Origin of the sequence: Rhodococcus sp. UYP9 (genome assembly GCF_040547235.1) — a bacterium.
In the GTDB taxonomy this organism is placed as follows: domain Bacteria; phylum Actinomycetota; class Actinomycetes; order Mycobacteriales; family Mycobacteriaceae; genus Rhodococcoides.
Genome location: NZ_JBEPPH010000005.1, coordinates 279,056 through 301,355 on the forward strand (window position 1 = coordinate 279,056; position 22,300 = coordinate 301,355).

Sequence of the window (22,300 nt, forward strand, 5' to 3'; positions counted from 1 at the left end):
AGGAGAAAGGTGAGCGGCACCGACCTTCGGATCGAGCAGAAGATCAGAGAGCTACTCGACGCACGGGCGCGGGATGCGACGATCTGTCCGTCCGACGTCGCAAGGGCGATGTCGGACAACGACTGGCGGGATCTGATGGAACCGGTGCGTAAGGCCGCCAGACGCCTGGTCGACGCCGGCGAGGTGGAGATCACCCAGAAGGGCTCGGTGGTGGACCCGTCGACTGCAAAGGGACCGATTCGAATTCGTTGGGCTCGTTAGCTACGGTCTGTCGATTGAGCGCGTCGAGGTTGGTCTCGAGGAGCAGCACATTGTAGTCCGACCATCTCGAGGCCGTGAAGTAGAGCTTGTTGCCACTCGTCACTGGATGGATGAAGGGTGCGTAGATGCCGCCTGCCGTCTGCCGCGAGTCCAGCAACGTGGTTGGTGCGCTCCACGGGCCTTCGGGCTTCTCGGCGGTGCGCGCCAACAGAGTCCGATCGTTTTCGTTGCCGTACATCATCACGTACCGCTGCAAGTGATCGTTCCACGCAACGGACATCTCACTGACCGGTTCCTTGACGGTGGAAGCGGAGTCGGCGACATTCTTCGACCACGGCTTGGCCGGATCCTGCGTCGAGTATTCGTATGCACCGAGGTTCAGAATGTCCTCGGGCATCACGCGGGCTACGAAGGCTGCACCGAAACGTCCATTGGGCGTACCGAATTGGTAGATGTACCCATCCTGGCCCTTCGCGTACGCATTCATCTGATACTTGCCGTTGCTCTCCTCGACCTGCGCAAGTCCCGGGACCGTGACGCCTGCATTGGCTCGAATGGTGGGCAGCGACGTCGTCCAGGTCTGTCCGTTGTCGGTGGAGGTCGCGATCGCCGAGAAGTTGGTGACCCACCGCCCCGGTGCACCCCATTCCCGGACCGACATGTAGTTCATGTACTGCACCCCCTCGATGGAGATGGCGGCAGTGGGAATGACGGTGTCCTCGACGCCTGCCACTCCGAGGCTTGGCAAAACCTCGCTCGCAAATCTTGGCGCTCCGGGTTCGACGACGGCACCGGAACTCGTATCGAGTGGTACTCCGTCGGTGATGGTGATGCCGTCGGACAGGTTCGTGTCGTTGGACCGCATCAGTATGTTGCTACGCCACTCCGATCCTGGCAGAGAGCAGTTGCCGAACGTGTCACCGAACGCCATCAACGTTTGACCGGCGCCGTTGTCCCAGCTGATGCCGAGGTCGGTCCCCGAGATGCCGAATCGTTCGTAGGTGTTGTTGGCGCTGACCGGGCCGGTCACCCACGCTACGGAGGAGGTGTTCCCCGAGATCGCCGGAAGTGGGCCTTGAGGGCCTGCGGGCTCTTTGCCCGGTCCCCCGCGCGAACTGCCCGAGGAGCCGAACAGCGGTGAAGAACCTGAACCGACCGCGCCACCACACGGTTCGGCGGTCGCTTCCGGTGAGGAGAGAACGCCGAGTCCGCTGGCTACCAGGGTCAGGACTGCCCCTACTGCGATTCGCCGACTACGTGCGCGCATAAACGCTCCCCACTCGTTGGTGTGCACTTCGCTGGTGTTACTGGTGTTACCCCTGAGACTGCTGGGGAGAGTGTTACTTAAATCCATTGATCACGCAACAAATCGGGACGTGTCGTTACTTGACAAATTGATGATCTGCAGAATCACAAGCGTGGAATTCGGCATGTCCCGGCGCGAGGATGCCCGACCCGAGGATCTCAATGCGAGAACGCAACCCCAGCGAGGATTCGACACAGCCTCCGCGTGAAATCGCAGGACCTGCCGACTAGGTGTTGCGCCAGCCCTCAAATCTGGACACAGTAGTCCAGTGAGCAACGAACATGACGCTGGCCGTAAGCGCTCTATTCAGCCGCCCTTTCGTGGCATCCCGACCAACCAAATCCCCGAGCTAGTTCCGCTCCATCTCGTTCTCGCGCGGAACGACACAATCGCGGTGTGGCTCACGGGTGTCCACGTCTACAGCACCTGCATGACGTTCGCAGTCGAGGCGAGTGTGACTGGTACAGATCGATTCCTCGATCTGTACGGTTTTGGTAAACGTCAACCGACGCACACCCCCCAAATGTTGATCGGCTTCGAAACCGCTGACGGTATCCGTGCAACGAATCTCCAGGGAAGGCGAACTGGATTGAGCGGGAACGGGAGCAGTGGAAGCGGATTGCACGGCAAGGTCGGTTATGTCCTGTCCCCAGTCCCTCCAGCTGGGCCTCTTGAGGTGTATTTCGCCTGGCCACATTTCGGTATCGACGAAACGCGGCACACCCTCGATGGCCACCAGTACGCGTCCGCAATCGAGCGTGTGGTGACGTTGTGGGATGACATCGATCCGTCATCGAGTCAGATAGACATCGACGACAGGACAGTGCCCGAGCTTGAGATCCCGTCCGGTAGTTGGTTTGCAGCGGCGTTCGAGCTGCAGAAGCCTCCGCCGCCAGATCCGAACGCCCCCCAGCGGATCAACTTCGCCCACGTCCGTAAGGACATGTAGCAAAAGCGGCTCGGACGCAAGACAGCACCTCCGTACTGTGCTCCACCCATCCGTGTCCCGATCACGCGTACGTCAGCGCGACCGAGACATCACCCAGCCTCGCTTAGTCAGCACGAGCGCCGTGAGCCAGCCCAGTACGGCGCAAAGAAGCGGTACGACGACCACAAACAGCAATGGATTTTCGCTGAAGCTCAGGCCTGCTGAGCTGGTGCTCTCGCCGGCGAAAGCGTAGCTGGACCTCGATGTCGAGTCGGAGAACACCGCAAGCAGTACGGTCGAGATTAGCCCCAGAACAAGTCCAAAAACCGGCAGCAAAAGTTTCAAGCTCCGCATCAACACGCTCCGTTCGATCATGACTATTTCGGTTCGGTCGCCGTCGACCGGTCCGAACTGAGTCTTCATGAACCGGCCGGCACTACTTCAGTCGAGGTCGTACGACCAGTTTGGTCGGCGGATGTTTGTCAGCCTCTCCCGAGAGTTATCGGACACCTGAAGTGAGCACCTCCAGGTGGGGACGCGAGCAGAGGCAGCTGTGCGAGAGCTACCGAATGTTCTGCTTGACCGCCACCTCATTCTGTTCGGCGGACAGCGTCGTCAACATAGGATTACAACGCCGGATTTGACAGAGACCAGGAGAGCTTCAATGACGATCGTTTCATCGCAGTGGCCCGACCGCGACGACATCGGCGAATTCGATTGGCGCATCAGCGTCTTCACGACGTCCAATCGTCCGGTGCCTCTGGCGGGTCGCTCGCAGACACACGAGGCCGCCCTGCACGACATGGTCGTCAAGGCCCGGGCCTACATGGCCCAAGAGCCAGGCCCGTTCATCGACCGCACCGCACTCCACGTAAACCGAAAGCACACCCAGGTCCAGGGAATCACCGACCCGAAGCTCAGCGTCGACGACATCGTCGCTCGAATCACCGCCGCCTACGATGCCATCGCAGCCGCCGATGCCGAACGCGAACGCCGTCAACGCGAGATCGACGCCATCCCGGTGCTGAGCCCCACGCCCGCAGGCTCGCTACGCAAGGCGTGGCACGACGTCGAATCCTGGCTGGCAGTCAACACCGACTACGCAGCCGGCAATCGTGTGCCGACACAGGAGTTGACGGGCACTGACGGTTGGCCGGATGAGCTCGTCGAGTTTCTGGAGCTGTATTCCGGTGCGCCCTATCGACTTCTGCCGCTGAACGCATTGCTGACCGTCGAACAGATCCACGGTGCACGCCGATCGATGTCCAAGGTCTGGGCGGGCTTGGCAGCCGAAGATCCCGAGATGGTCGCGGCGAGCGCGTCGGCGCAACCCGCGGGAACACCTGCCTACGCCTTCATCCAGGAGTACGTTCCGTTCGCTGGATTGGATGGATACTTCTGGTTCGTCGACTCCCGCCCGGGTCGGATGCACGGGTGCGTCGCCGAGTTCAGCCGCGACTCGACCGACGAGGCCGGCACCAAGTGGGTGTCTATCAGTGCCATGTTGACGGACCTCGCTGACAGCCTTGCGGGTGAGACCGTCTTCGATCGCATGTGGCTGCCGTCTGTAACCGATGGCGAAATCGACTGGCAGATAATAAGTTAGCCGCGGCCGCCGGATACCTTTCGGAGTGTTTTCGTGGAGTGGTCTGTGTCGTCGACGAGGACGGTCTCTTTCACTCTTGCCGACGGTTTCGGGCATTCGAGGTCAAAGTGGCAGGAACCAGTCCCCCGCGACAACGGTGACCAGCTGACTGAATGCCCGACCTACACCAGCTCATGCGGCTACCGGTGCAGAGCGGGTGTCTCCGGGACTTGGAACGGTGTGGGTCCACTCGCGATCATCGCGGATCAACACCCACACGACGTCGACGAGACGGCGGGCCAGAGCTATCAGCGCGTGGACAGCCGATCGTTTCTCGCTACGCTTGCGTTGGTAGAACTCTCGCGACGGTCCATCGCGTTGGGAGCTGTTGAGCGCAGCCATGTAAAACACTTTCCGGAGGCCGCGGTGGTAGCGCTGCGGTCTGCGCAGGGTGCCGTGTCGGTTGCCTAAGTCGTGGGGTACCGGGGCGAGGCCAGCGTAGGCGGCGAGTTTGGCGGCCGAGGCGAACGAGGCGAGATCACCACCGGTGATCGCGAGGAGTTCGGCACCGCTTCGGGTTCCGATGCCGGGCACGGATTCGAGAATGTGTGCGTGCCGGTGTCGACGGAAGACCGCAGCGATCTGTTTGTCCAGATCGGTGATCTGCCGGGTGAGCAGGATCAGCGCACTGGCTGACTGCTGGACCAACGCTGCGGTGGTTGCTTCAACGGCCAGCGCGATGGGCTGCGCCAGCGCTGCAGTACGTGCTGCATCGATCATTTTCGGGATCGTGGGTCGCCGGACCCCGTGGCCGCGCAAGTGGTCGTAGATCTCTTCGTCGGAGGCTGCGGTGATCGACGACGGCGTGACGTACCTGGTTACGAACGCCAGACCGGTGAGGGTCGAGTAGTCGAAACACCGCTCCAGAACAGGGAAAATCCGGGTCAACAGGACGCGCAGTCGATTGATGCCGCGGGTGCGTTCGGCTACGAGCTCGGAGCGGTGGCCGGTCAGGAGCTCGAGCTCGATCGCGACATCGTCGGGTATTGAAACCCGGGCGAGGTCGCTGCGCAGACGTGCGGTCTGTGCGATGACTACAGCATCGCGGGCGTCGGTCTTGCCTTCACCAGCAAAAGCGCCGGTCATACTGTGGACGACCCTGCCAGGCACGTAGCGCACCTGCTGATGGTGTGAGGTCAGCACGCCACGGAGCAAGGCCGATTCCGGCGCGGTCATGTCGATCGCCCACACCACTGACTCGACATCTGCGACTCGGTCGAGCAGCGTCTCGATCTCTGCTTGGTCGTTGCGAATGCGGCGTGACCACAGCACAGCGCCGCGGTCGTCGACTGCGGCGGCGTGATGTGAGTGGCGACCGACATCGATTCCAACCCAAACTATTTCGACCATATGCACTCCCGTTCGGACACGTGGGGCTCGTCAGGGCTGTTTCGCCGGCACACCTTTACACAGCGACATAGTTCGCGAACACATCTCAATCAGCGGCCGAAACGACCCGTCACGGTCCGGGGTGGCCTTCCACGCGAAGCCACCGGGGCAGCAGGTGATTGTCGAGCCACGCCCCGGACCGCCGACGAGCACCTGAAGTGGGTACCTCAGGCCCCTCCAACGTAAAGGTGATTGTTACGATCCCATCGATAAAAGACCGCATGGTCTTGATGTGAAAGGGTGACGAAATGCCGTATTTCGGATTGCTGGTGACGCTGCTGTGGGTGTTCTGTCTCATCGACGTGATCACCGCGGACGACGGCGGGGTGCGGTACTTGCCGAAGATGGTGTGGTTACTGTTCGTGGTCTTCGTTCCCCTGGCAGGGTCGGTGGTATGGCTGGTGGCGGGCCGACCTATCGGTGGCGGCATCTGGGGCGGAGCCGGCGGCGGAAGTGCCGGGCGGCGGCAGAACTCGTCTGCGTTCCCGGAGTACGAAACCCGTCCAGGTCGTCATCTTGCGCAAGACCCGGAGGCAGATGAGGAGTTTCTGCGCCAGTGCCGCGCGCGAGCCGAGGAGCAACGTAGGACCGAGCGCGAGCGGCGTCAACGAGAAGCGGGCAACTGAACGACCAGCCAGCGCGAACGCGAAACTACCTACCGTCACCGTACAGCGTACGGTAGGATGGCGAGCTGCACGCTTCGAGTGCGAGACCATCCGGCTCTGCGAAAGGTGACACTCCCATCACAACCTCGGCCGACCCCCTGTCCACCATCCTTGTGCGCGGAGCACGCGAGAACAATCTCCGCGAGGTCGATCTGGACCTTCCGAAGCGGAAGCTCGTCGTATTCGCGGGAGTTTCCGGATCGGGCAAGTCCTCCCTCGTGTTCGACACCATTGCCGCCGAAGCGCAACGGCAGATCAACTCGACGTTCACCGCTTTCGCGCAGACGTTCCTCCCGTCCTACGGACGGCCCGACGCGGACCTCATCGCCAATCTCTCGGCGGTCATCATCGTCGACCAGAAGCGGCTATTCGGTGGGCCCCGCTCCACTGTCGGCACGATCACCGATATCGGCGACTGGCTACGCATGCTGTTCTCTCGCGGAATCATCCCGTCCATCGGCTATGCCAACGCCTTCTCCTTCAACGACCCCGCCGGTATGTGCCAGGAATGCGACGGGCTCGGCGAGGCCAAGGTCGTCGATCGCGACGAACTCGTCGACGAGTCGAAGTCGCTGCGCGAGGGACCTTTCAAACATCCGGATTTCGAACCCGGTAAATGGCCGTACCGAGTTTTCGCGGACTCCGGATTGTTCGATCTCGATGTGCCCGTGGAGCAATACTCCGCCCGCGAACGGCACATCTTCTTCGACGCCAAACCGGGTGAGATCGACGTTCTCAACCCCGATGCCGTGATGAAGAGCTACGAAGGGATCATCTCTCGGTTTCGGCGCAGCTATCTGTCCAAGGATGCCGACGCGCTCAAGGGCAAAGCGAAGCTCGCCTACGATCGCATCGTCACTCGCGGTACCTGCACGGAGTGCGGCGGCACTCGGTACAAAGAGACCATCCGCAATGCGACATTGGAAGGCCTCTCCCTGCCCGACGCGTTTGCCATGCAGGTTTCCGATCTCGCGGACCGTATCGACACGTGGAGGCTCAAAGATCTCGACGGTCCACGTCGGGAGATAGTGACTCAGCTGCGCAGACTCGTCGACCTCGGTCTGGGCTACCTCAGCCTCGACCGCGCCACGGCTTCGCTTTCCGGTGGCGAGTCGCAGCGCATCAAGATGGTCCGGCATCTCGGCGCCACCCTCAACGACATGCTCTATGTCTTCGACGAGCCCACCACGGGCTTGCATCCACGCGACGTGCATCGACTCGACGAGATGCTGCTTGCATTGCGAGACAAGGGAAATACCGTCTTGGTGGTCGAACACGATCCCGAGGTCATGTCGATTGCGGATCGCATCGTCGAAATCGGTCCCGGTGCAGGTAAAGCCGGCGGGACGGTCGTATTCGAAGGCACCTACGAAGAGCTCACCAAGGCCGATACCCGTACGGGCGCAGCACTGCGACGCGAGAATGCCGCACTCCGCACACCCAGGATACCGACCGGTCACCTGCACATCGTTGGGGCGAACACCCACAATCTGCAGAACGTCAGCGTCGAGATACCTCTCGGGGTCATGACTGCCGTCACCGGCGTCGCGGGCTCCGGCAAGTCGAGTCTCGTTCACGGGCATCTTCGCGAGGTTGCACCCGATGCCGTCATCATCGACCAGGCACCGATTCGCGGATCCAGAAGATCCTCCCCGGCCACGTACACGGGTCTGCTCGATCCCATTCGCGCGTACTTCGCCAAGAGGACCGGCCAACCGGCGTCACTGTTCTCCCCCAACTCCGATGGCGCGTGCTCCGATTGCCAGGGAAGCGGCATCATCTTCACCGACCTCGGATTCACCGATCCGGTCTCGAGCACGTGTGAAACGTGTCAGGGCAGACGCTTCCGCCCAGGAGCCATCCGGCACAGCGTCGACGGCGTCAGCATCGCCGACATCTTCGAGATGTCCATCGAAGATGCTCAGGACTTCTTCGACATCAAGAAGATTCGCGACATTCTTCGTCGATGCGTGGACGTCGGCCTCGGCTATCTTTCACTTGGACAGAACCTCTCGTCGTTGTCCGGTGGCGAACGCCAGCGCCTGAAACTGGCGGCTGAACTCGTCGGGTCGTCGCCGATTCTGGTGTTGGACGAGCCGACGACGGGCTTGCATCCGTCGGATGTGGCCAACCTGATCGAACTGCTGTCCGGCATGGTCGACGAGGGACGCACGGTCATCGTCATCGAACACAATCTCGACGTCGTTGCTGCTGCGGACTGGGTCATCGACCTCGGTCCGGAAGGCGGCCACAACGGTGGGCTGATCACCTTCACCGGAACTGTGGCAGACCTGGTTCGGACCCAGACGCATACCGGGACATACTTGGCTCGTAGTCTCGGGCGTTAATTCATCTCGTCCGACGAGCTGGAGGTCAATTTTTCGTGCACACGCGGCAATCGTTCAAGGTCATGCTCGGTACTGCAGTACTCGCCCTCGTGGTGGGCGGATGCAGTGGAACAGCAGACGACCGACCGGACACATCGGCGCAGGATTCGTCGACGTCGTCGGCCGACGGCTCGTTTCCCAAGACGGTGGTGTCCGGTCCCGCCGATTCCGGAGTCGACATCACCATCGAGTCGCGCCCGAAATCGATCGTCTCTCTCAGCCCGACTGCCACCGAGACATTGTTCGCCATCGGCGCCGGCGATCAGGTGGTTGCCGTCGACAGCCAGTCGGACTATCCGACCGATGCGCCGAAGACCGACTTGTCGGCCTACACCCCCAGTCTCGAAGCGATCGTGGGATACGAACCAGACCTCGTCATCGCTTCGGACGATATCGGCGGGCTGGTCTCCGGCCTCCTAACGGCACAGATTCCGACGCTGCTGCTGCCCGCCGCAACGAGCATCGACGACGCATACTCCCAGATCGAGCGAGTCGGTGACGCCACCGGTCGCGAAGCAGAGGCCGAAGCGGTGGTCGAGCAGACTCGGACCCGCATCGAGGACGCTGTCGCCAGCGTCCCCTCCGGCGAGCTCACCTATTTTCACGAACTCGACTCCGAGCTGTACACCGTGACGAGCCAGAGTTTCGTCGGCCAGCTCTACGGACTGTTCGGACTCACGAGCATCGCCGACGGCGCGGCAAGCAACTACCCACAACTCGCCGCCGAGTCGGTGGTGACGGACGATCCCGACATCATCTTCCTGGCAGATTCGCAGTGCTGCGGCGTCACCGCGGAATCCGTTGCCGCACGGCCTGGGTGGAGTTCGATGCGCGCTGTGCGTGATGGACGCATCTACACGATGGACGAGGACCTCTCGAGCCGCTGGGGCCCACGTATCGCAGATCAGGTCGAGGCAATCGCTGCGGTGCTCACCGGCAACAAGTAGCTCCGACGCCACGCCTGGTCACGTTCGCTGGTCCTGACTCACAGATCGGCGGTCACCTGAGCCGAGGGCGCCTCTCGCGGGACGCTACCGGTGAAGAACAGGGCGCAGACGCCGATCAGTGCGGCAATGGACAAGGCCACACGCAGGGCCTCGAGGCGAGCATCGGAATTGACGTCGACGATCTGCGCGGCACTCGACTGCGGGACCGCCGCGTCGGCCAGTGCCGCCTCGAGCTGGGTGTCCGAGAGAAAGGGAACGCCGCTCGCGAGTTCGGTGCTCGCCTGCGCTTTCACCGAGGTTGGAACGTCGGGATTCATCTGCACGCCGGCAACGATCGCCGCGCTCAGGGTCGCGATGAGTACCGACCCGATCAAAGCAGTTCCGAGTGATGCTCCGAGGTTCGTTGCGGTGTTCTGTAGCCCGCCGACTTCCGCGCTCTGCGAATCCGGCACGGCGGAAACGGTAATGGCGCCGAGCTGCGAGGCCAACGCACCGAGTCCCAGTCCCATCAGAACCATCGGCACCGCCACGATGCTCGCATTGGCTCCGGGATCCAATCCGGTGACCAGTACGAGAATGCCGACGATCATCGACCCCCAGCCCAATCGAACTACTCGTCGAGGATTGGCGCGGGGCCAGAGCTTGGGAATCCCGGCGGCGGCGAGGAGAAGTGCGACCGACAGTGGGAGGATTCGCAGCCCGGTCTGCAGCGCACTCAGTTCCAGGACCACCGACAGGAACAACGGCACCGTGAAGAAGACGCCGGCTTGGACGGTGAACTGCGCGAAGAACATCGTCAATCCGCCGGAAAGTTGCCGGTTACGAAGCAGCTTCGGATCGATCAGTGGCTCCCGCCCGGCCTCGGCAAGGTGCGTCTGCCATCTCATGAACACGTACAGGAGCAACGCGCCGGTCAACAACAGCCAGATCACCGGGGACAGTCCCGCTATCTCGGCGCCGCCCGGGGTGGGACGAATCCACCCCCACTCCCCCGATCTGAGAACTCCGAAGACGAGCATTCCCAAGCTTGCCACCGACAACGCGGAGCCGACGAGATCGAGTCGGACGCGGACCGGCGGGACGTCATTGATGCGGCGCAGCACCAGTATGATCGCCACGACGAGAAATGCCTCGCCGACGAAGACATACCGCCACGAAGCGAACGTGGTGACCGCACCGCCGATCAGCGGGCCGGCCGCCACCGCCATTGCACCTGCGGCGGCAACCAAACCGTATGCGGCAGCTCGCTTTTCCGGCGGAAAATTGGCCGCGACCAAAGCCACGATCGCCGGCATGATCAGCGCCGCGCCCACACCTTCGAGGAAAGCCCACCCGAACAACAGCACCGCAAGATTGGGAGCCGCTGCAGTGGTCAATGTCCCGACCCCGTAGATCACGAGTCCGAGTGCGAAAGCTCTACGCCTTCCCACAATGGTGCCGATCTTGCCGCCCGTGATCATCAGCGTCGCCATGACCAGCGTGTACAGCGTGATCGCGGTTTGAATACCCGTAATCGTGGTGTCGAGATCATCGGCCACCGTAGCCATCGACACGTTCATGACCGAACTGTCCAGAGTCATCAGGAACTGGCTCGATGCCAGCACCGTCAGCACCAGACCCGAGCCAGTCTTCGTTGTGGCAGTCATGGACACCCCTGTTGTAGGGAGCCAGTATTGCGCAGCTCGACCCGCCGGAGATCACCCGTCGAAGGTGACTAAGGCCGATCACCCGCAACCGCCATCGCACAGGTTGATCGATTCACTCCCCCCGGCCGTGTACCGGTCTGGCGTTCGCCGGGGGTTCTCCGACCTCGTCGATGGTATGGCCGCTGCAGGCAGTCCTGGTTACGGTGGCCCGCTCGACGCGCGAGAGCGCAAACCATCGCATTGCGTCGCGCTTTCGGCACCATCCGATCAAGTACCACTGGCCGTTCGTGGAGGCGAACAGCACCGGCTCGACGTCACGGGTGGTCGTGACGCCCTCTCTCGATGTGTAGCGAACACGGATCACTCGCTGTTCGGCCATCGCCTCTTCCATGGCCGACTTCGTTGCGCGTGAAGACGAGGGACCCGCGTCGACCCACACACGGCGAGCTAGATCGTCGGCCCTTGCTCGCGTGATGGGATCGAGAACATCCATGACCTTTCGGATGCCGGCTGCTGCCAGATCGGAGTAGGGGGCATCGGCCGCAGCGGACACGGCCGCCATGAGCGCCACAGCCTGCGCCGGAGACAGACTGACGGGCGGCAAGGACGCGCCTTTGGCCAATCCGTATCCACCGCCCGGACCTGGGCGCGACCATAGAGGGCTGCCGCTGTTCTCCAACGCGTCGAGGTCTCTCTTGATTGTCCGCACGGACACTTCGAACTCTCTCGCCAACCGTTCGGCGGATACCCCACGCGCGCCACTGCGGTGCAACATCTCTGACAGAGCATGGAGCCGTTCTGCTCGCTTCACTAATCGGACCGCGGCCAATTCATGACACAAATAGTGACATACCACTGTCCATCGGTCCTGCGAGAGTTGTGGCATGTCGACCACCATCAGCAGTCCGACCATCATCCTTGTCGCCGGCCACTGGCTGGGCGCTTGGGCGTGGGACGAAGTCCTCGAACACCTGAAAACAGACCAGTCTCGTGCACTCGCACTAACACTGCCTGGCCTCGACAGGGACGATCCTGAGCGTGCGACAAGGACTCTCGACGACCAAGCCGAAGCGCTTCTGGACGCTATTGCTCGACACGGAAATCAGCCCGTGATTCTCGTCGCTCACAGTGGGGCCAACGCTCCCGTCAGCCTCGTCATCGACCGACACCCGGAGCTTGTCCAGCGGGTGGTGTGGGTCGACTCCGGCCCCGTGGCAACCGGAAGTGTCCACGCCCCAGACCTTCCGGAGGGGTTGGAGGAGCTTCCGCTGCCGTCCTTCGACATCCTCGCGCAGCAGGCGAGCCTCGAAGGCCTGAGTGCAGAGGTCCTCGAACGTTTTCGGGCCCGGGCCGTCCCAGAGCCCGGCCCCGTACTTCGTCAATCCGTCGAGCTCACGAACGACGCCCGCCGCAAGGTTCAGACCACCCTGGTGTGCTGCTCGATCCCGGGCACGCAGGTGCTCGAATTGGCCCGAGCAGGCCATGTCATGTTCGCCGAGGTGGCGAACCTCGAACAACTCGACGTCATCGACCTCCCCACGGGTCATTGGCCCATGTGGAGCCGACCCCTCGACCTCGCCAGGACCATTCACTCAGCGGCTTCTCGAACCAGCTGAACCGCACGCACAACCTGAAGGGGCCAGCCGAATCCGGCCGGCCCCTTCAAGCGTTTATACACAGCTAGACGACGCCCGACCTGTGCAGTTCCTCGATCGAATCCGCACTGCAACCCAACTCCGCGAGGACCTCGTCGGTGTCGGCACCGTGTGCACGCCCGGTGTGCCGAATGCTGCCGGGACTGTCACCCATGCGCCACATGACGTTCTGCATGCGGACAGGACCCAAATCCTCGTCCTCGACGGTGGTCACCATCTCGATCGCGTTCACCTGCGGGTCATCGAGTAGGTCACTCGGCTTGTACACCGGAGCCACAGCAGCACCGGCCTTTTCGAACTCGGCAACGACTTCGTCACGGGTTCGATCTCCGATCCAACCGCCCACGTATCCGTCGAGTAGATCGGCGTGCGCGGCACGCTCACGCCCCGTCGCGAACCACGGTTCGTCGATGACCTCCGCGTGACCGACCAACCGCAACACCCGCTCGGCGATCGAGTTCGCGCTCGTGGAAATGGCCAGCCAGAAACCATCGGAGGTCTTGTAGAGATTTCGCGGTGCATTGTTGCTCGATCGATTGCCCGTCCGCTCGAGATCGATCCCGAGCTGATCGGCGTAGATGATTCCCGGCCCCACCGCAGTCATGATCGGACTCAGTAAGTCCAAGTCGATGACCTGGCCTTTACCGCCATTGTTCGTTCGATGCAGTAGTGCCATGGACACCGCGGACGAGCCTGCAATTCCGGCCAGTGAATCGGCGAGTCCGAAGGCAGGCAACGTCGGCGGCCCGTCGGCAGGACCGGTAAGGTGCGCGAAACCGCTCATCGATTCGACGAGTGTCCCGAACGCGGGCCGCTTCGCATAGGGACCGGTCTGGCCGAAGCCTGTCACGCGCAACAGGATCAAACCCGGGTTGTCTGCCGACAACACGTCGTAGCCGAGACCCCAGCGCTCCAACGTGCCCGGCCTAAAGTTCTCGACCACGACGTCGGCCTCGGCGGCAAGACGGCGAAAGATCTCTGCACCTTTCTCCTCACCCAGATTCAACGTCATGGTGCGCTTGTTGCGGCTCACCATCGTCCACCACAGCGGGTGACCGTCCTTGTCCAACCCGTGCCCGCGCATGCCGTCGGGCCGGGTCGGATGTTCGATCTTGATGACCTCGGCACCGAAGTCACCGAGGATCTGAGCTACCAAGGGGCCGGCGAGAATCGTGGAGATGTCGAGGACTTTGATGCCCTCGAGTGGGCCGGTCACTTGTACGGGCGATGCAGGTAGCGGCCGGCCGGGCTTCCGGTTACCGAACCGTCGGCCAGCACACGCTGTCCCCGGACGAAGGTGTCGGTCACCTTCGCTCCCAGCTCGAATCCCTGGAACGGGGTGTACTCCTGCGCCGACTCGGATTCCTCGGGCTGCACGGTCCACGTGTGGTCGGGATCGACGAGCGCGACGTCGGCGTCCATACCGACCGCGATGTCACCCTTACCCGGAAGTCCGTAACGCAACGCGGGGTTGAGCGAAGTCAGCTCGGCGATACGACGCCAGCTGAGTCCACGCTTGCGGCCTTCGGAGACCAAACCGGGGAGCAGGTACTCGGCACCACCGAATCCGGATTTCGCGGCGAAGATGTCACCACGATCCTCGGCGAACTTCTTCTCGTCCTTGCAGCACGCATGATCGCTGACGACCCAGTCGATGTCACCGGCGAGCAAGTGCTCCCACAGTGCTTCGACGTCGTCTCGGGGGCGAAGTGGCGGGTTGACCTTACCGCCGAGTCCGTAGGCGGTCTCGATATCGGCCAGCAGGTGCCCGATGGTGACCTCACGACGGAAGTTGACGTGCGGGAACGCTTTCGCCATCCGCATCGCGGCCGTCATTGCCTTACGCGAGGACAGGTGCAGCAAGTTGATGTTCGGCAACTGCGTCTCGTCTGCAAGGAACGCCGCGATGGTGACCGCAAGTCCCTCGGAATGCGGCGGGCGGGACGCACTGTAAGCGGCGAGGCCCTCGAGAGTTCCTTCTTCTTCGACGATCTTGGTGTAGGCACTCATGATCTCGGCGGTCTCACAGTGCAGCGACAGCGAGATGTGCTCGGCCTTGTCGCCCAACTGTTCACGAGCCGCCTGGATTCCACGCATGACGAATTCGAAATGCGCCAGATCGTAACGCTCACCTTCCGGAGTCATCAGGAACTCGCTCTGATCGACGCTGCGCCCGTGCAAGCCATGGCTGCCGTAGAACATGAAAATCTTGAACGAGGTCACACCGTGGTCTGCGATGAGCGACGGGATCTCCGCGATGTGCTCTTTCGACATCGGTGCCAGGTGGTACGCGTAGTCGACGTACGGGCGTCCCTCGGTTGCTTCGAGGACCTTCGGGAACACATCCGCATAGGACCCACCGGTGTTCATGTAGTACTGCCCGGTGCGCATGTAGGACAACGACGTCGTAACGCCGCCCTGGACACAGGCGCGGGACTCGGTTTCGGCGTCTTCACCGAGCGGGTTGTAGATACCCCAGTGTTGGTGTGCGTCGACCACTCCGGGGAAGGCGATCTTGCCTGCAGCATCGATCACGGTGTCCGCCGCGTCGGCAGGAATCCCCGCTTCGATTCGGGTGAACTTGCCGTCTTCGATGAGCAGGTCGAGGAGCTCACCGTCTTCGGGGGCGTCCGAGCCTGGACGGACGACACGTGCATTGGTGATCAACGTAGACATCTGGTGGATCCTTTCGAAATGGGGAGAAAATCAGATGTAACCGGCGGCGAGGTACGCCAGGCCGAGAGCAGGTAGCAATCCGTTACCCGCAAGGTAGCCCGCGGCACCGTGACCGGAGATTCCCATCGCCGCACCGCCCGAGGCGAACAGCCCGTCGATAGCCGTGCCCGACGGACGCAGCACCCGAGCGTTCTCGTCGACGACGAGTCCACCTTGGGTGTGGAACAACGCTGGGACGATCTTGATCGCTGCATACGGCGCCGCTAGCCTGTGCTCGAAAGAGGTGCGACCGTAAGGATCTGCGACTATGCCCCGGGCAAAGCTGTCGAGACTGGAAAGTTCGTCCACGACTGCGTCCGAGGGGAGGCCCGTCGCCTCGGCAAGCTCCGCGGTACCGTCCGCCCAGAGAACCGCACCCGACTCTACAGTCTGTCGAAAGTCTGTGAAGGACAGGCACTTTTCGTAGATCGAGCGGTCGATGACGATCCAGCCCTCGGAGTGTGGTCGGGCAGCGAGGGCGGCTGCGTACTCGGAGTAGCCGGTGGTCTCGTCACCGAACCGTCGGCCATCCAGATCGAGCACGACACCACCGTGCATCACCGTTGCCCAACCGACGAGCGTTCCTGCTTTCTTCGACAGCGCCGCATGCCCTTGGTAGGAATCGAGGAACCTCGACTCGGCACCCAGTCGCGCGCCGATCCTCAGCGCATCGCCTACCGAATATTCGCTTCCGTGATACCGAGCCGCAGCAATCTCCGGAACGTAGTCGGCGACGAGTTCAGGATCGGCACCATAACCGTTGGTGGCCAACAGAACAGACCTCGTCGGTATCGATTCGGTGCTGCCGTCGGGCAATGTGATCACCACACCGTCCACTCTGCCATCGACATCGACCGTGACGTCGGTGAGCCGAGCCGGCACCAACAGATCGATCTTCGGTTCGTCGGCGACTGCGCGGACGAGATGATCGACGATCGCGGTACCGTGGCGGCCTTCGACGGTGTGGCAACGCAATTGCGAGTGACCTGGATAGGAAAAGTCGGTAACGAGTTCCAGCGGCATCTTCAGGTAGTCGGCCAACCATTCCACCAGTGGCGCGCTGACATTCGCCAAAGTGTGAGCAAGGGCTTCGTCGGCCGTACCCTTGGTTTTACGGAGAATGTCGTCGACGAATTGTCCTGGTGAATCGTCGATCCCGGACTCACGCTGCCAGCGCGATCCGGCCCCTGGAATCATGGCCGTCGACATCGCGGTGTTGTTGCCGCGCTTGAAGTGCTCGCTCGCCTCGACGACCAAGACATCGAGCCCACGCTGGGCGGCCCGAAGCGCAGCGACGAGACCGCCGCCCGCTCCGGCGACGACGAGGTCGGGTCCGTTCTCGCTCATGCCGACGTTACCCATCTCGACTGCAACCCCAAAAGCTGGAGCGCAATCGCGGTCGGGTCGACGACCAGTGGTCGCACGGGGGGATCCGTCAGTTCCACCGCCGAGCAGGCGTTGATTGCGACGTCGCAGGTCATCGATGCCGCACGCTCGGTCACCGCGCGACCCCAGGCCTGCGAGTCGGCGATATCGGCGACATCGAGGCCGAGGACTTTCGTCGGGTCGGCAATGATGTCGTAGGACGCCAGCCGAGAGTCCAATTCTGCTGCGATGGCCTCGTTTCGAGCCAGTGCGCCGACATGCAGACCCTGCGAAAGGAAGAACGAGGCCGTCAATCGCGACAATCCGTACAACGGACGCGCGAACGAATCCGCTTCTTCCGCACATGGATCGAGAACGCAGTCTGGTAGAAATCCGTCGAATCCAGTCGGATCGACTGTCCGAAATGCCTCTGCAAGAACCTTTTCCGACGCTCGGATCTCTTTCTCGGTGTCGAGAGCCGAAGGTGCGACTGCGCCGATGTTGCGTAGCTCGACGGACACCGTCTCCGGTGCGAGCTGATCGTAGCGTTCCTGTCGACGACGCAGTTCTGCGTCGTCGACATCGATGGGGGTGAAAGCCAAGAGGCGCATGTGGGCGTAACTCCTAAATTCCGAGGTAGGCGGCCTTGACGCGATCGTCGTGAGCAAGCTCGGATCCCGTGCCTGACAGCACGATCGAGCCGCTCTCGATCACGTAGGCGCGATCGGAGATGTCGAGCGCTTGAGCAGCGTTCTGTTCGACGATGAGCACTGTCACACCGGTGTCGCGAATACGAACGATTGCATCGAGAACCTGAGCGGCCAGCTTGGGGGCCAACCCCACCGATGGTTCGTCGAGTGTGAGAAGCCGCGGCCTGGCCATCAATGCGCGACCGATGGCAAGCATCTGTTGCTGGCCACCGGACATGGTGGCGGCGAGCTGATCACGACGCTCGGCGAGGATAGGGAACAGGTCGTATACCTGGTCCAGGGAATCCTTGACCGTCGTGCGCTTCTGTGTGTAGGCACCCATTTCCAGATTCTCGAACACCGGCAGCGCACCGAACAGCGCACGGTCCTGTGCGACGTGGACCAAGCCAGCCTTGACGATCCGGTCCGCTCGCATCCCGTGAATGGGGACCCCATCCAACATGATTCGGCCACCGGTCGGCGAGACCAGCCCGGACAATGCCCGCAAGGTCGTCGTCTTGCCTGCACCGTTCGCGCCGATGAGCGAAACGATCTCGTTCTTTGCGATGGACATATCCAGTCCATGCAGAATTTCCAGACGCCGATATCCGGCGTGCAAGTTGTCGATCTCGAGCATCATGCCGTCTTCTCCTCACCGAGATATGCCTCGACGACGCGGCTGTCCTCGATGACCGTGCGTGGATTCCCCGAGGTCAGCACCGCACCTTCGTGCATGACGACGAGTCGCTCGGACAGCGCCATGACGGCCGCCATGATGTGTTCGACGAACAACACGGTCTGGCCCTCGTCGTGCAGAGTGCGCAGCAGCTCGATCATCGGCGCCCGCTCGGCTGGTACCAGTCCGGCGAGTACCTCGTCGAGCAGAACGACACGTGGCTCCATGGCCAGCGCGCGTGCCAGCTCGAGCCGTTTGAGACCGGCCGTGGACATGGTCGACACTTTGCCGCCGACCTGGTCCGAGAGCTGCACTCGATCGAGTACCTCGAGTGCATGTCGGCGCGCGTCCTTACGCGAGCGACGCTTGCTCAGCGCTGCGACGGTGACGTTCTCGAGCACCGACATCGATTCGAACGGTCGCATGAGCTGGAAAGTCCGAACGAGTCCGCTACGTGCGATCTTGTTGGCTGACCAACCGGTGATGTCCTTGCCGTCGAAAATGATTCGCCCCTCGGTGGGCGGTTGCTCACCGGACAGAAGCGAGAACAGTGTGGTCTTACCCGCACCGTTGGGGCCGATGATGCCCAGAAATTCGTGCTCGGAAACGTCGAGGGTGACGTTTCGCACGGCATGAATTCCGGAGAAGGATTTACTCAGACCTTCGATGCTCAGCAGGCTCATCGAAACCACCTCTCACGGATAGTGCCGAAGATTCCCTTGGGGAGGAATATGACGATCAGGATCAAGATTACCGAGTACACCGCTACGTCGAGACCGATTGCGCCATCGAGGAATCCAAGGAATCCCGGTGGGTTGCGCAGCAGTTCGTTGATGATCTCGGACAGTGGCCCGATCACTGCGGCGCCGAGGACCGGGCCCCAGATGGTGCCGATCCCACCGATGACGGCAGGAACGATGGCTTCTACCGATACTGCGGATCCGAAGGCCTGTTCCGGACCGACGAAGAAGTAGTACTGCGTGTAGTACACGCCGGCGACCGCGATCAGTGCACAGCTGGCAGCGACCGCGATGAGGCGGTATTTCATCGTATCGATGCCCAGTGACGCGGCTGCGGTTTCGTCGTCGCGCACCGCTTGGACGAACTGGCCGGCTCGGGAACGCACGTAGAAGATGGTGCCGAGCACGGCAAGCGCAAGAATCACCAACGGGATCCAGATGTAGTTGGGACTGCCTTTCTCGAACTGCAGCATCCACCACGAATCACGCGGCAAGAGCGGCACATTGAATCCTTCGGTCTTGTGGAAGACCTCCAGGTTCTGCACCAGCAGCAGGAACATCTGCGCAAAGGCGAAGGTAGCCAATGCGAAATAGGAACCGGCGAGCCGGTAGCGCAGACACAGATAGGCGAGCAGCGTTCCGACCGATGCCGAGATCACCGCAGCGACTGCCATCGAGATCCAGGGCGAAATTCCGTGATCCACCAGCAGGTAGGCCCCGGTGTACGCACCGATACCGAAGAACGCGGCGTGGCCGAAGCTGAACATCCCGCCGAAGCCGCTCATGATGTTCCACGCCACTGCCATGAGGGCGAAGATCAGCGTACGAACGGCAACGGTCTGAGCTTGTTCACCGAGAATCAGTGGCAGCGCCGCTACGACGACGAACCCGATGACGAGCGTGATGAGCTGCCGTTTCAGCCAGGTGTCTTTCAATCGAGAATCTTCTGGCACCGACGTCGGTGCTGTCACAGTGGCGGTCATCGGCGGGCTCCGTACAATCCTTCGGGCTTGAGAAACAGGACGAGGATGAACACCGCGAACACCAGAATGAGTGATCCGGTACCGGGAAGGAAGAGGGCTCCGACCGTCTGCACCAGGCCAATCACCAAACCGCCGATCACGGCACCGACGACGCTTCCGAGACCGCCGAGCACCACGATGACGAACGCGAGGATGGTGAACTGCTCTCCCACCGACGGGGTGAGACTGGTGAACGGGGTCATCAATCCCCCGGCGACGGCGACGCATGCCGCACCGATGCCGAAGGTCAGGGCGTAGACGCGGCCGATGTCGACTCCGACGAGTTTGGCTCCCTCGGAGTTCGACGCCACTGCGCGAATGGACAGTCCGAGCGGGGTGCGGTTGAGCACGGCAGTCAATGCGACGGCGACGAGAGCCGCTCCGATGAAGGCCAGAACCCGCGGCCACGATGCCACGGCTCCGAGAATCGAGACCGAACCCTCGATCGGGGCTTGAACCGATTTGGGCCTTCCCCCGAAGATCATCAGCAAGACGTTGATGATCAGCAGAGACAGACCGAGCGTGACCAGTAGTGGGCCGTCGTGGCTGCCGCTGATCGTCAGCTTGGTCAGTAGCGTTGCCTGCACGATCATGCCGAACACGAACATCAGCGGCACCGCGATGACGGTGGCGAGATACACCGGCAGCCCGGCGGTGGACAGTGCGTACACGATGTACATCGCCATCGTCAGCATCGCACCCTGGGCGAAGTTCACGATGCCCAGTACTCCGAAGATCAGTGTCAGACCGACCGAGATCAGTGCGTACACACCGCCGAGAAGCAGTCCTGAAACCAGTGACTGGGTCACCAGCCCTTGATCCTTGCCGCCTACGAGATAGATGACCGCCATGATCACCACGACGACGGCTGCCACGCCCACTGCGGGGTTCATCCCCGTGAGCGTGCGCCGCTTGACCGGTGCCGTCGCAGTCGCTGCGTCGGTCACTGTCCGGCCCCGACCGGGAACTCGATTGCGTCCGTGGCGAATTCCTCGGGGAAGACCTGTGCTACTGCACCATCGCGGACCTGCATGACGATAACCGTTGCGTTCTTGTTCTGACCGGTCTCGTCGAACTCGATGGGTCCGTCGAACGCGAGCAGTGGATCTTCGATCGAGACACCGGAAATGGCGTCGCGCAAAGCCTCTGGATCGGTGTCCTTGCCATCCTCGAGACCTGCCGCGATGACCTCGACGGCTTGGTAGGACAGCATCGCTGCGGTCTCCATCGGGCGTCCGAACTGCTGCTGGAAGCGGCCTCGAATCTCGTTGGTGCGCTCGCTCGTCGCGTCGAAGTGGTAGTTGGCGCTGAGCACGCCCTCACCGGCAGCTCCGGCCGCCGCGGGGAAAGAGCTGTCGTCGAACGCGCCGTTGGCAATTCCGTAGACGCCCTTGACCTTCAGGTTCAGCTGCTGCACAGCCTTGGCGATGAGGAGACCGTCCGGGAAGTAACCGGTCGCGACGATGACGTCGGGATTACTGACGGCTGCTTCCCGAACCTGAGTGGTTGCGTCGGAGAAGTTTGTTGCGGGATAGGTGATTTCCTGCACCGAGGAGATGCCCTGATTGGCTGCCTCGGCTTCGAATGCGTTGAAGACGCTGTCTCCGAACGATCCTTCGATGTGCAGGTAGGACACCTTGTCGATGGACTGTCCGGTCTGCTGCTCGATAGCTGCCAAAGCCTTGGCGCCGTCGGTTCCCATGCTGGACGCGTTGGGCTGCATACGGAACGAGTACTGGTAGCCCTGGTCGAGGATCTTGTCGTCCACGGCGACGTCGATGACGAGAGGCACACGGGACCGTTCGGCTACCGAGGCGACATTCTGCGTGACGTCACTCTGATAGGTGCCGACGAGTGCGACGGCACCGTCGTCGATCAACCGCTGCGCCTCACTCTGCCCGACCTCGGCCTTGCCCTGACTGTCACCGGAGACGAGCTCCAACTGACGGCCTTCGAGCGAGGAGATTCCGCCGGCGGCGTTGATATCGGCAACCGCCAATGCAGCACCGTCGTTCATCAATCCACCGACCCCCGCGAGCGCACCGGTGGTGGGATGAACGGAGCCGATCTTGATGGCGCCCGAGTCGTCGGACCCCGAAGAGGATCCACACGCTGCTGCACCCATTACCGCGACGGCGCTCAGCACGCCTACAAGCTTCTTCATTGTCTGCCTTTCACGCCCACGAGGCGTCGAGTCGAACCGTTTCACACTGCGTCAAGCGTTCCGCTCAGCGCACCAGTGAATCGGTGATCTATTCGCGTGA

At 62.1% G+C, this 22,300-nt stretch carries 21 protein-coding genes; 7 read left to right on the forward strand and 14 right to left on the reverse strand.

Translation table 11 applies throughout. The features are described from left to right. The first annotated feature begins 9 nt into the window (after positions 1–9). Complete coding sequence (locus tag ABIB36_RS16580) at positions 10–261, forward strand: DUF3253 domain-containing protein (RefSeq protein WP_354561216.1); 252 nt, start codon at positions 10–12, stop codon at positions 259–261. Here the strand turns inward: ABIB36_RS16580 and ABIB36_RS16585 are convergent. Beyond that, positions 191–1,528 (reverse strand): glycoside hydrolase family 183 protein, encoded by a 1,338-nt coding sequence (locus ABIB36_RS16585; RefSeq protein WP_354560739.1) that lies wholly within the window; start codon positions 1,526–1,528, stop codon positions 191–193. The genes ABIB36_RS16580 and ABIB36_RS16585 overlap by 71 nt on opposite strands. Before the next feature lie 628 nt (positions 1,529–2,156). On the opposite strand from ABIB36_RS16585, the gene ABIB36_RS16590 reads away from it, so the two are divergent. Next, positions 2,157–2,516 carry a hypothetical protein gene (locus ABIB36_RS16590; RefSeq protein ID WP_354560736.1) on the forward strand — a complete coding sequence of 120 codons (360 nt, stop codon included), beginning with the start codon at positions 2,157–2,159 and terminating at the stop codon, positions 2,514–2,516. 72 nt (positions 2,517–2,588) lie between these two features. Here ABIB36_RS16590 and ABIB36_RS16595 read toward each other — a convergent pair whose 3' ends face one another. Beyond that, entirely contained in the window at positions 2,589–2,918 is a 330-nt protein-coding gene (locus tag ABIB36_RS16595; protein WP_354560734.1) for a hypothetical protein, read from the reverse strand. Between the two features lie 241 nt (positions 2,919–3,159). Between ABIB36_RS16595 and ABIB36_RS16600 the strand changes: the two genes are divergently transcribed. Continuing rightward, positions 3,160–4,101 (forward strand): hypothetical protein, encoded by a 942-nt coding sequence (locus tag ABIB36_RS16600; RefSeq protein ID WP_354560731.1) that lies wholly within the window; start codon positions 3,160–3,162, stop codon positions 4,099–4,101. Between the two features lie 171 nt (positions 4,102–4,272). Here ABIB36_RS16600 and ABIB36_RS16605 read toward each other — a convergent pair whose 3' ends face one another. Then, a complete protein-coding gene (locus ABIB36_RS16605; RefSeq protein ID WP_502944912.1) occupies positions 4,273–5,490 on the reverse strand; it encodes an IS110 family RNA-guided transposase in 1,218 nt (405 codons plus the stop codon). Positions 5,491–5,777: 287 nt separating this feature from the next. Between ABIB36_RS16605 and ABIB36_RS16610 the strand changes: the two genes are divergently transcribed. The 3 genes from ABIB36_RS16610 (at position 5,778) to ABIB36_RS16620 (ending at position 9,528) form a co-directional block, all read left to right on the forward strand. Next, positions 5,778–6,155: a PLDc N-terminal domain-containing protein gene (locus ABIB36_RS16610; protein WP_354560726.1), complete on the forward strand. Its 378-nt coding sequence runs from the start codon at positions 5,778–5,780 to the stop codon at positions 6,153–6,155. Positions 6,156–6,307: 152 nt separating this feature from the next. Continuing rightward, positions 6,308–8,542 (forward strand): ATP-binding cassette domain-containing protein, encoded by a 2,235-nt coding sequence (locus ABIB36_RS16615; protein ID WP_354560724.1) that lies wholly within the window; start codon positions 6,308–6,310, stop codon positions 8,540–8,542. Positions 8,543–8,604: 62 nt separating this feature from the next. Further along, positions 8,605–9,528, forward strand: a complete 924-nt coding sequence (locus ABIB36_RS16620) for an ABC transporter substrate-binding protein (RefSeq protein WP_502944921.1) — start codon at positions 8,605–8,607, stop codon at positions 9,526–9,528. A 38-nt stretch (positions 9,529–9,566) separates the two neighbouring features. Here ABIB36_RS16620 and ABIB36_RS16625 read toward each other — a convergent pair whose 3' ends face one another. Both ABIB36_RS16625 and ABIB36_RS16630 read right to left on the reverse strand, forming a co-directional pair. Continuing rightward, the gene (locus ABIB36_RS16625) at positions 9,567–11,174 is read right to left on the reverse strand and encodes an MFS transporter (RefSeq protein WP_354560719.1); all 1,608 of its coding nucleotides are present in this window, start codon (positions 11,172–11,174) and stop codon (positions 9,567–9,569) included. Positions 11,175–11,286: 112 nt separating this feature from the next. Continuing rightward, complete coding sequence (locus tag ABIB36_RS16630; protein WP_354571630.1) at positions 11,287–12,030, reverse strand: helix-turn-helix transcriptional regulator; 744 nt, start codon at positions 12,028–12,030, stop codon at positions 11,287–11,289. A gap of 28 nt (positions 12,031–12,058) precedes the next feature. On the opposite strand from ABIB36_RS16630, the gene ABIB36_RS16635 reads away from it, so the two are divergent. Next, positions 12,059–12,790 (forward strand): alpha/beta fold hydrolase, encoded by a 732-nt coding sequence (locus tag ABIB36_RS16635; RefSeq protein WP_354560715.1) that lies wholly within the window; start codon positions 12,059–12,061, stop codon positions 12,788–12,790. Between the two features lie 64 nt (positions 12,791–12,854). Here ABIB36_RS16635 and ABIB36_RS16640 read toward each other — a convergent pair whose 3' ends face one another. The 9 genes from ABIB36_RS16640 to ABIB36_RS16680 are packed head-to-tail and all read right to left on the reverse strand — an operon-like array spanning position 12,855 to position 22,200. Continuing rightward, entirely contained in the window at positions 12,855–14,045 is a 1,191-nt protein-coding gene (locus ABIB36_RS16640) for a CaiB/BaiF CoA transferase family protein (protein ID WP_354560712.1), read from the reverse strand. Further along, a complete protein-coding gene (locus ABIB36_RS16645) occupies positions 14,042–15,505 on the reverse strand; it encodes a dihydroorotase (protein ID WP_354560710.1) in 1,464 nt (487 codons plus the stop codon). The genes ABIB36_RS16640 and ABIB36_RS16645 overlap by 4 nt, the downstream gene beginning before the upstream one ends. A 30-nt stretch (positions 15,506–15,535) precedes the next feature. Beyond that, complete coding sequence (locus ABIB36_RS16650) at positions 15,536–16,891, reverse strand: FAD-dependent oxidoreductase (protein WP_354560707.1); 1,356 nt, start codon at positions 16,889–16,891, stop codon at positions 15,536–15,538. Continuing rightward, entirely contained in the window at positions 16,888–17,520 is a 633-nt protein-coding gene (locus tag ABIB36_RS16655; RefSeq protein ID WP_354560705.1) for a hydantoin racemase, read from the reverse strand. The genes ABIB36_RS16650 and ABIB36_RS16655 overlap by 4 nt, the downstream gene beginning before the upstream one ends. A 13-nt stretch (positions 17,521–17,533) precedes the next feature. Then, positions 17,534–18,238 carry an ABC transporter ATP-binding protein gene (locus tag ABIB36_RS16660; protein ID WP_354560703.1) on the reverse strand — a complete coding sequence of 235 codons (705 nt, stop codon included), beginning with the start codon at positions 18,236–18,238 and terminating at the stop codon, positions 17,534–17,536. Then, positions 18,235–18,957: an ABC transporter ATP-binding protein gene (locus tag ABIB36_RS16665; RefSeq protein ID WP_354560700.1), complete on the reverse strand. Its 723-nt coding sequence runs from the start codon at positions 18,955–18,957 to the stop codon at positions 18,235–18,237. Before ABIB36_RS16665 ends, ABIB36_RS16660 begins: the two co-directional genes overlap by 4 nt. Then, the gene (locus ABIB36_RS16670; protein ID WP_186629490.1) at positions 18,954–19,997 is read right to left on the reverse strand and encodes a branched-chain amino acid ABC transporter permease; all 1,044 of its coding nucleotides are present in this window, start codon (positions 19,995–19,997) and stop codon (positions 18,954–18,956) included. Before ABIB36_RS16670 ends, ABIB36_RS16665 begins: the two co-directional genes overlap by 4 nt. Continuing rightward, the gene (locus ABIB36_RS16675) at positions 19,994–20,983 is read right to left on the reverse strand and encodes a branched-chain amino acid ABC transporter permease (RefSeq protein WP_354560695.1); all 990 of its coding nucleotides are present in this window, start codon (positions 20,981–20,983) and stop codon (positions 19,994–19,996) included. The genes ABIB36_RS16670 and ABIB36_RS16675 overlap by 4 nt, the downstream gene beginning before the upstream one ends. After that, the gene (locus tag ABIB36_RS16680; RefSeq protein ID WP_354560693.1) at positions 20,980–22,200 is read right to left on the reverse strand and encodes an ABC transporter substrate-binding protein; all 1,221 of its coding nucleotides are present in this window, start codon (positions 22,198–22,200) and stop codon (positions 20,980–20,982) included. Before ABIB36_RS16680 ends, ABIB36_RS16675 begins: the two co-directional genes overlap by 4 nt. Positions 22,201–22,300: the final 100 nt, after the last annotated feature.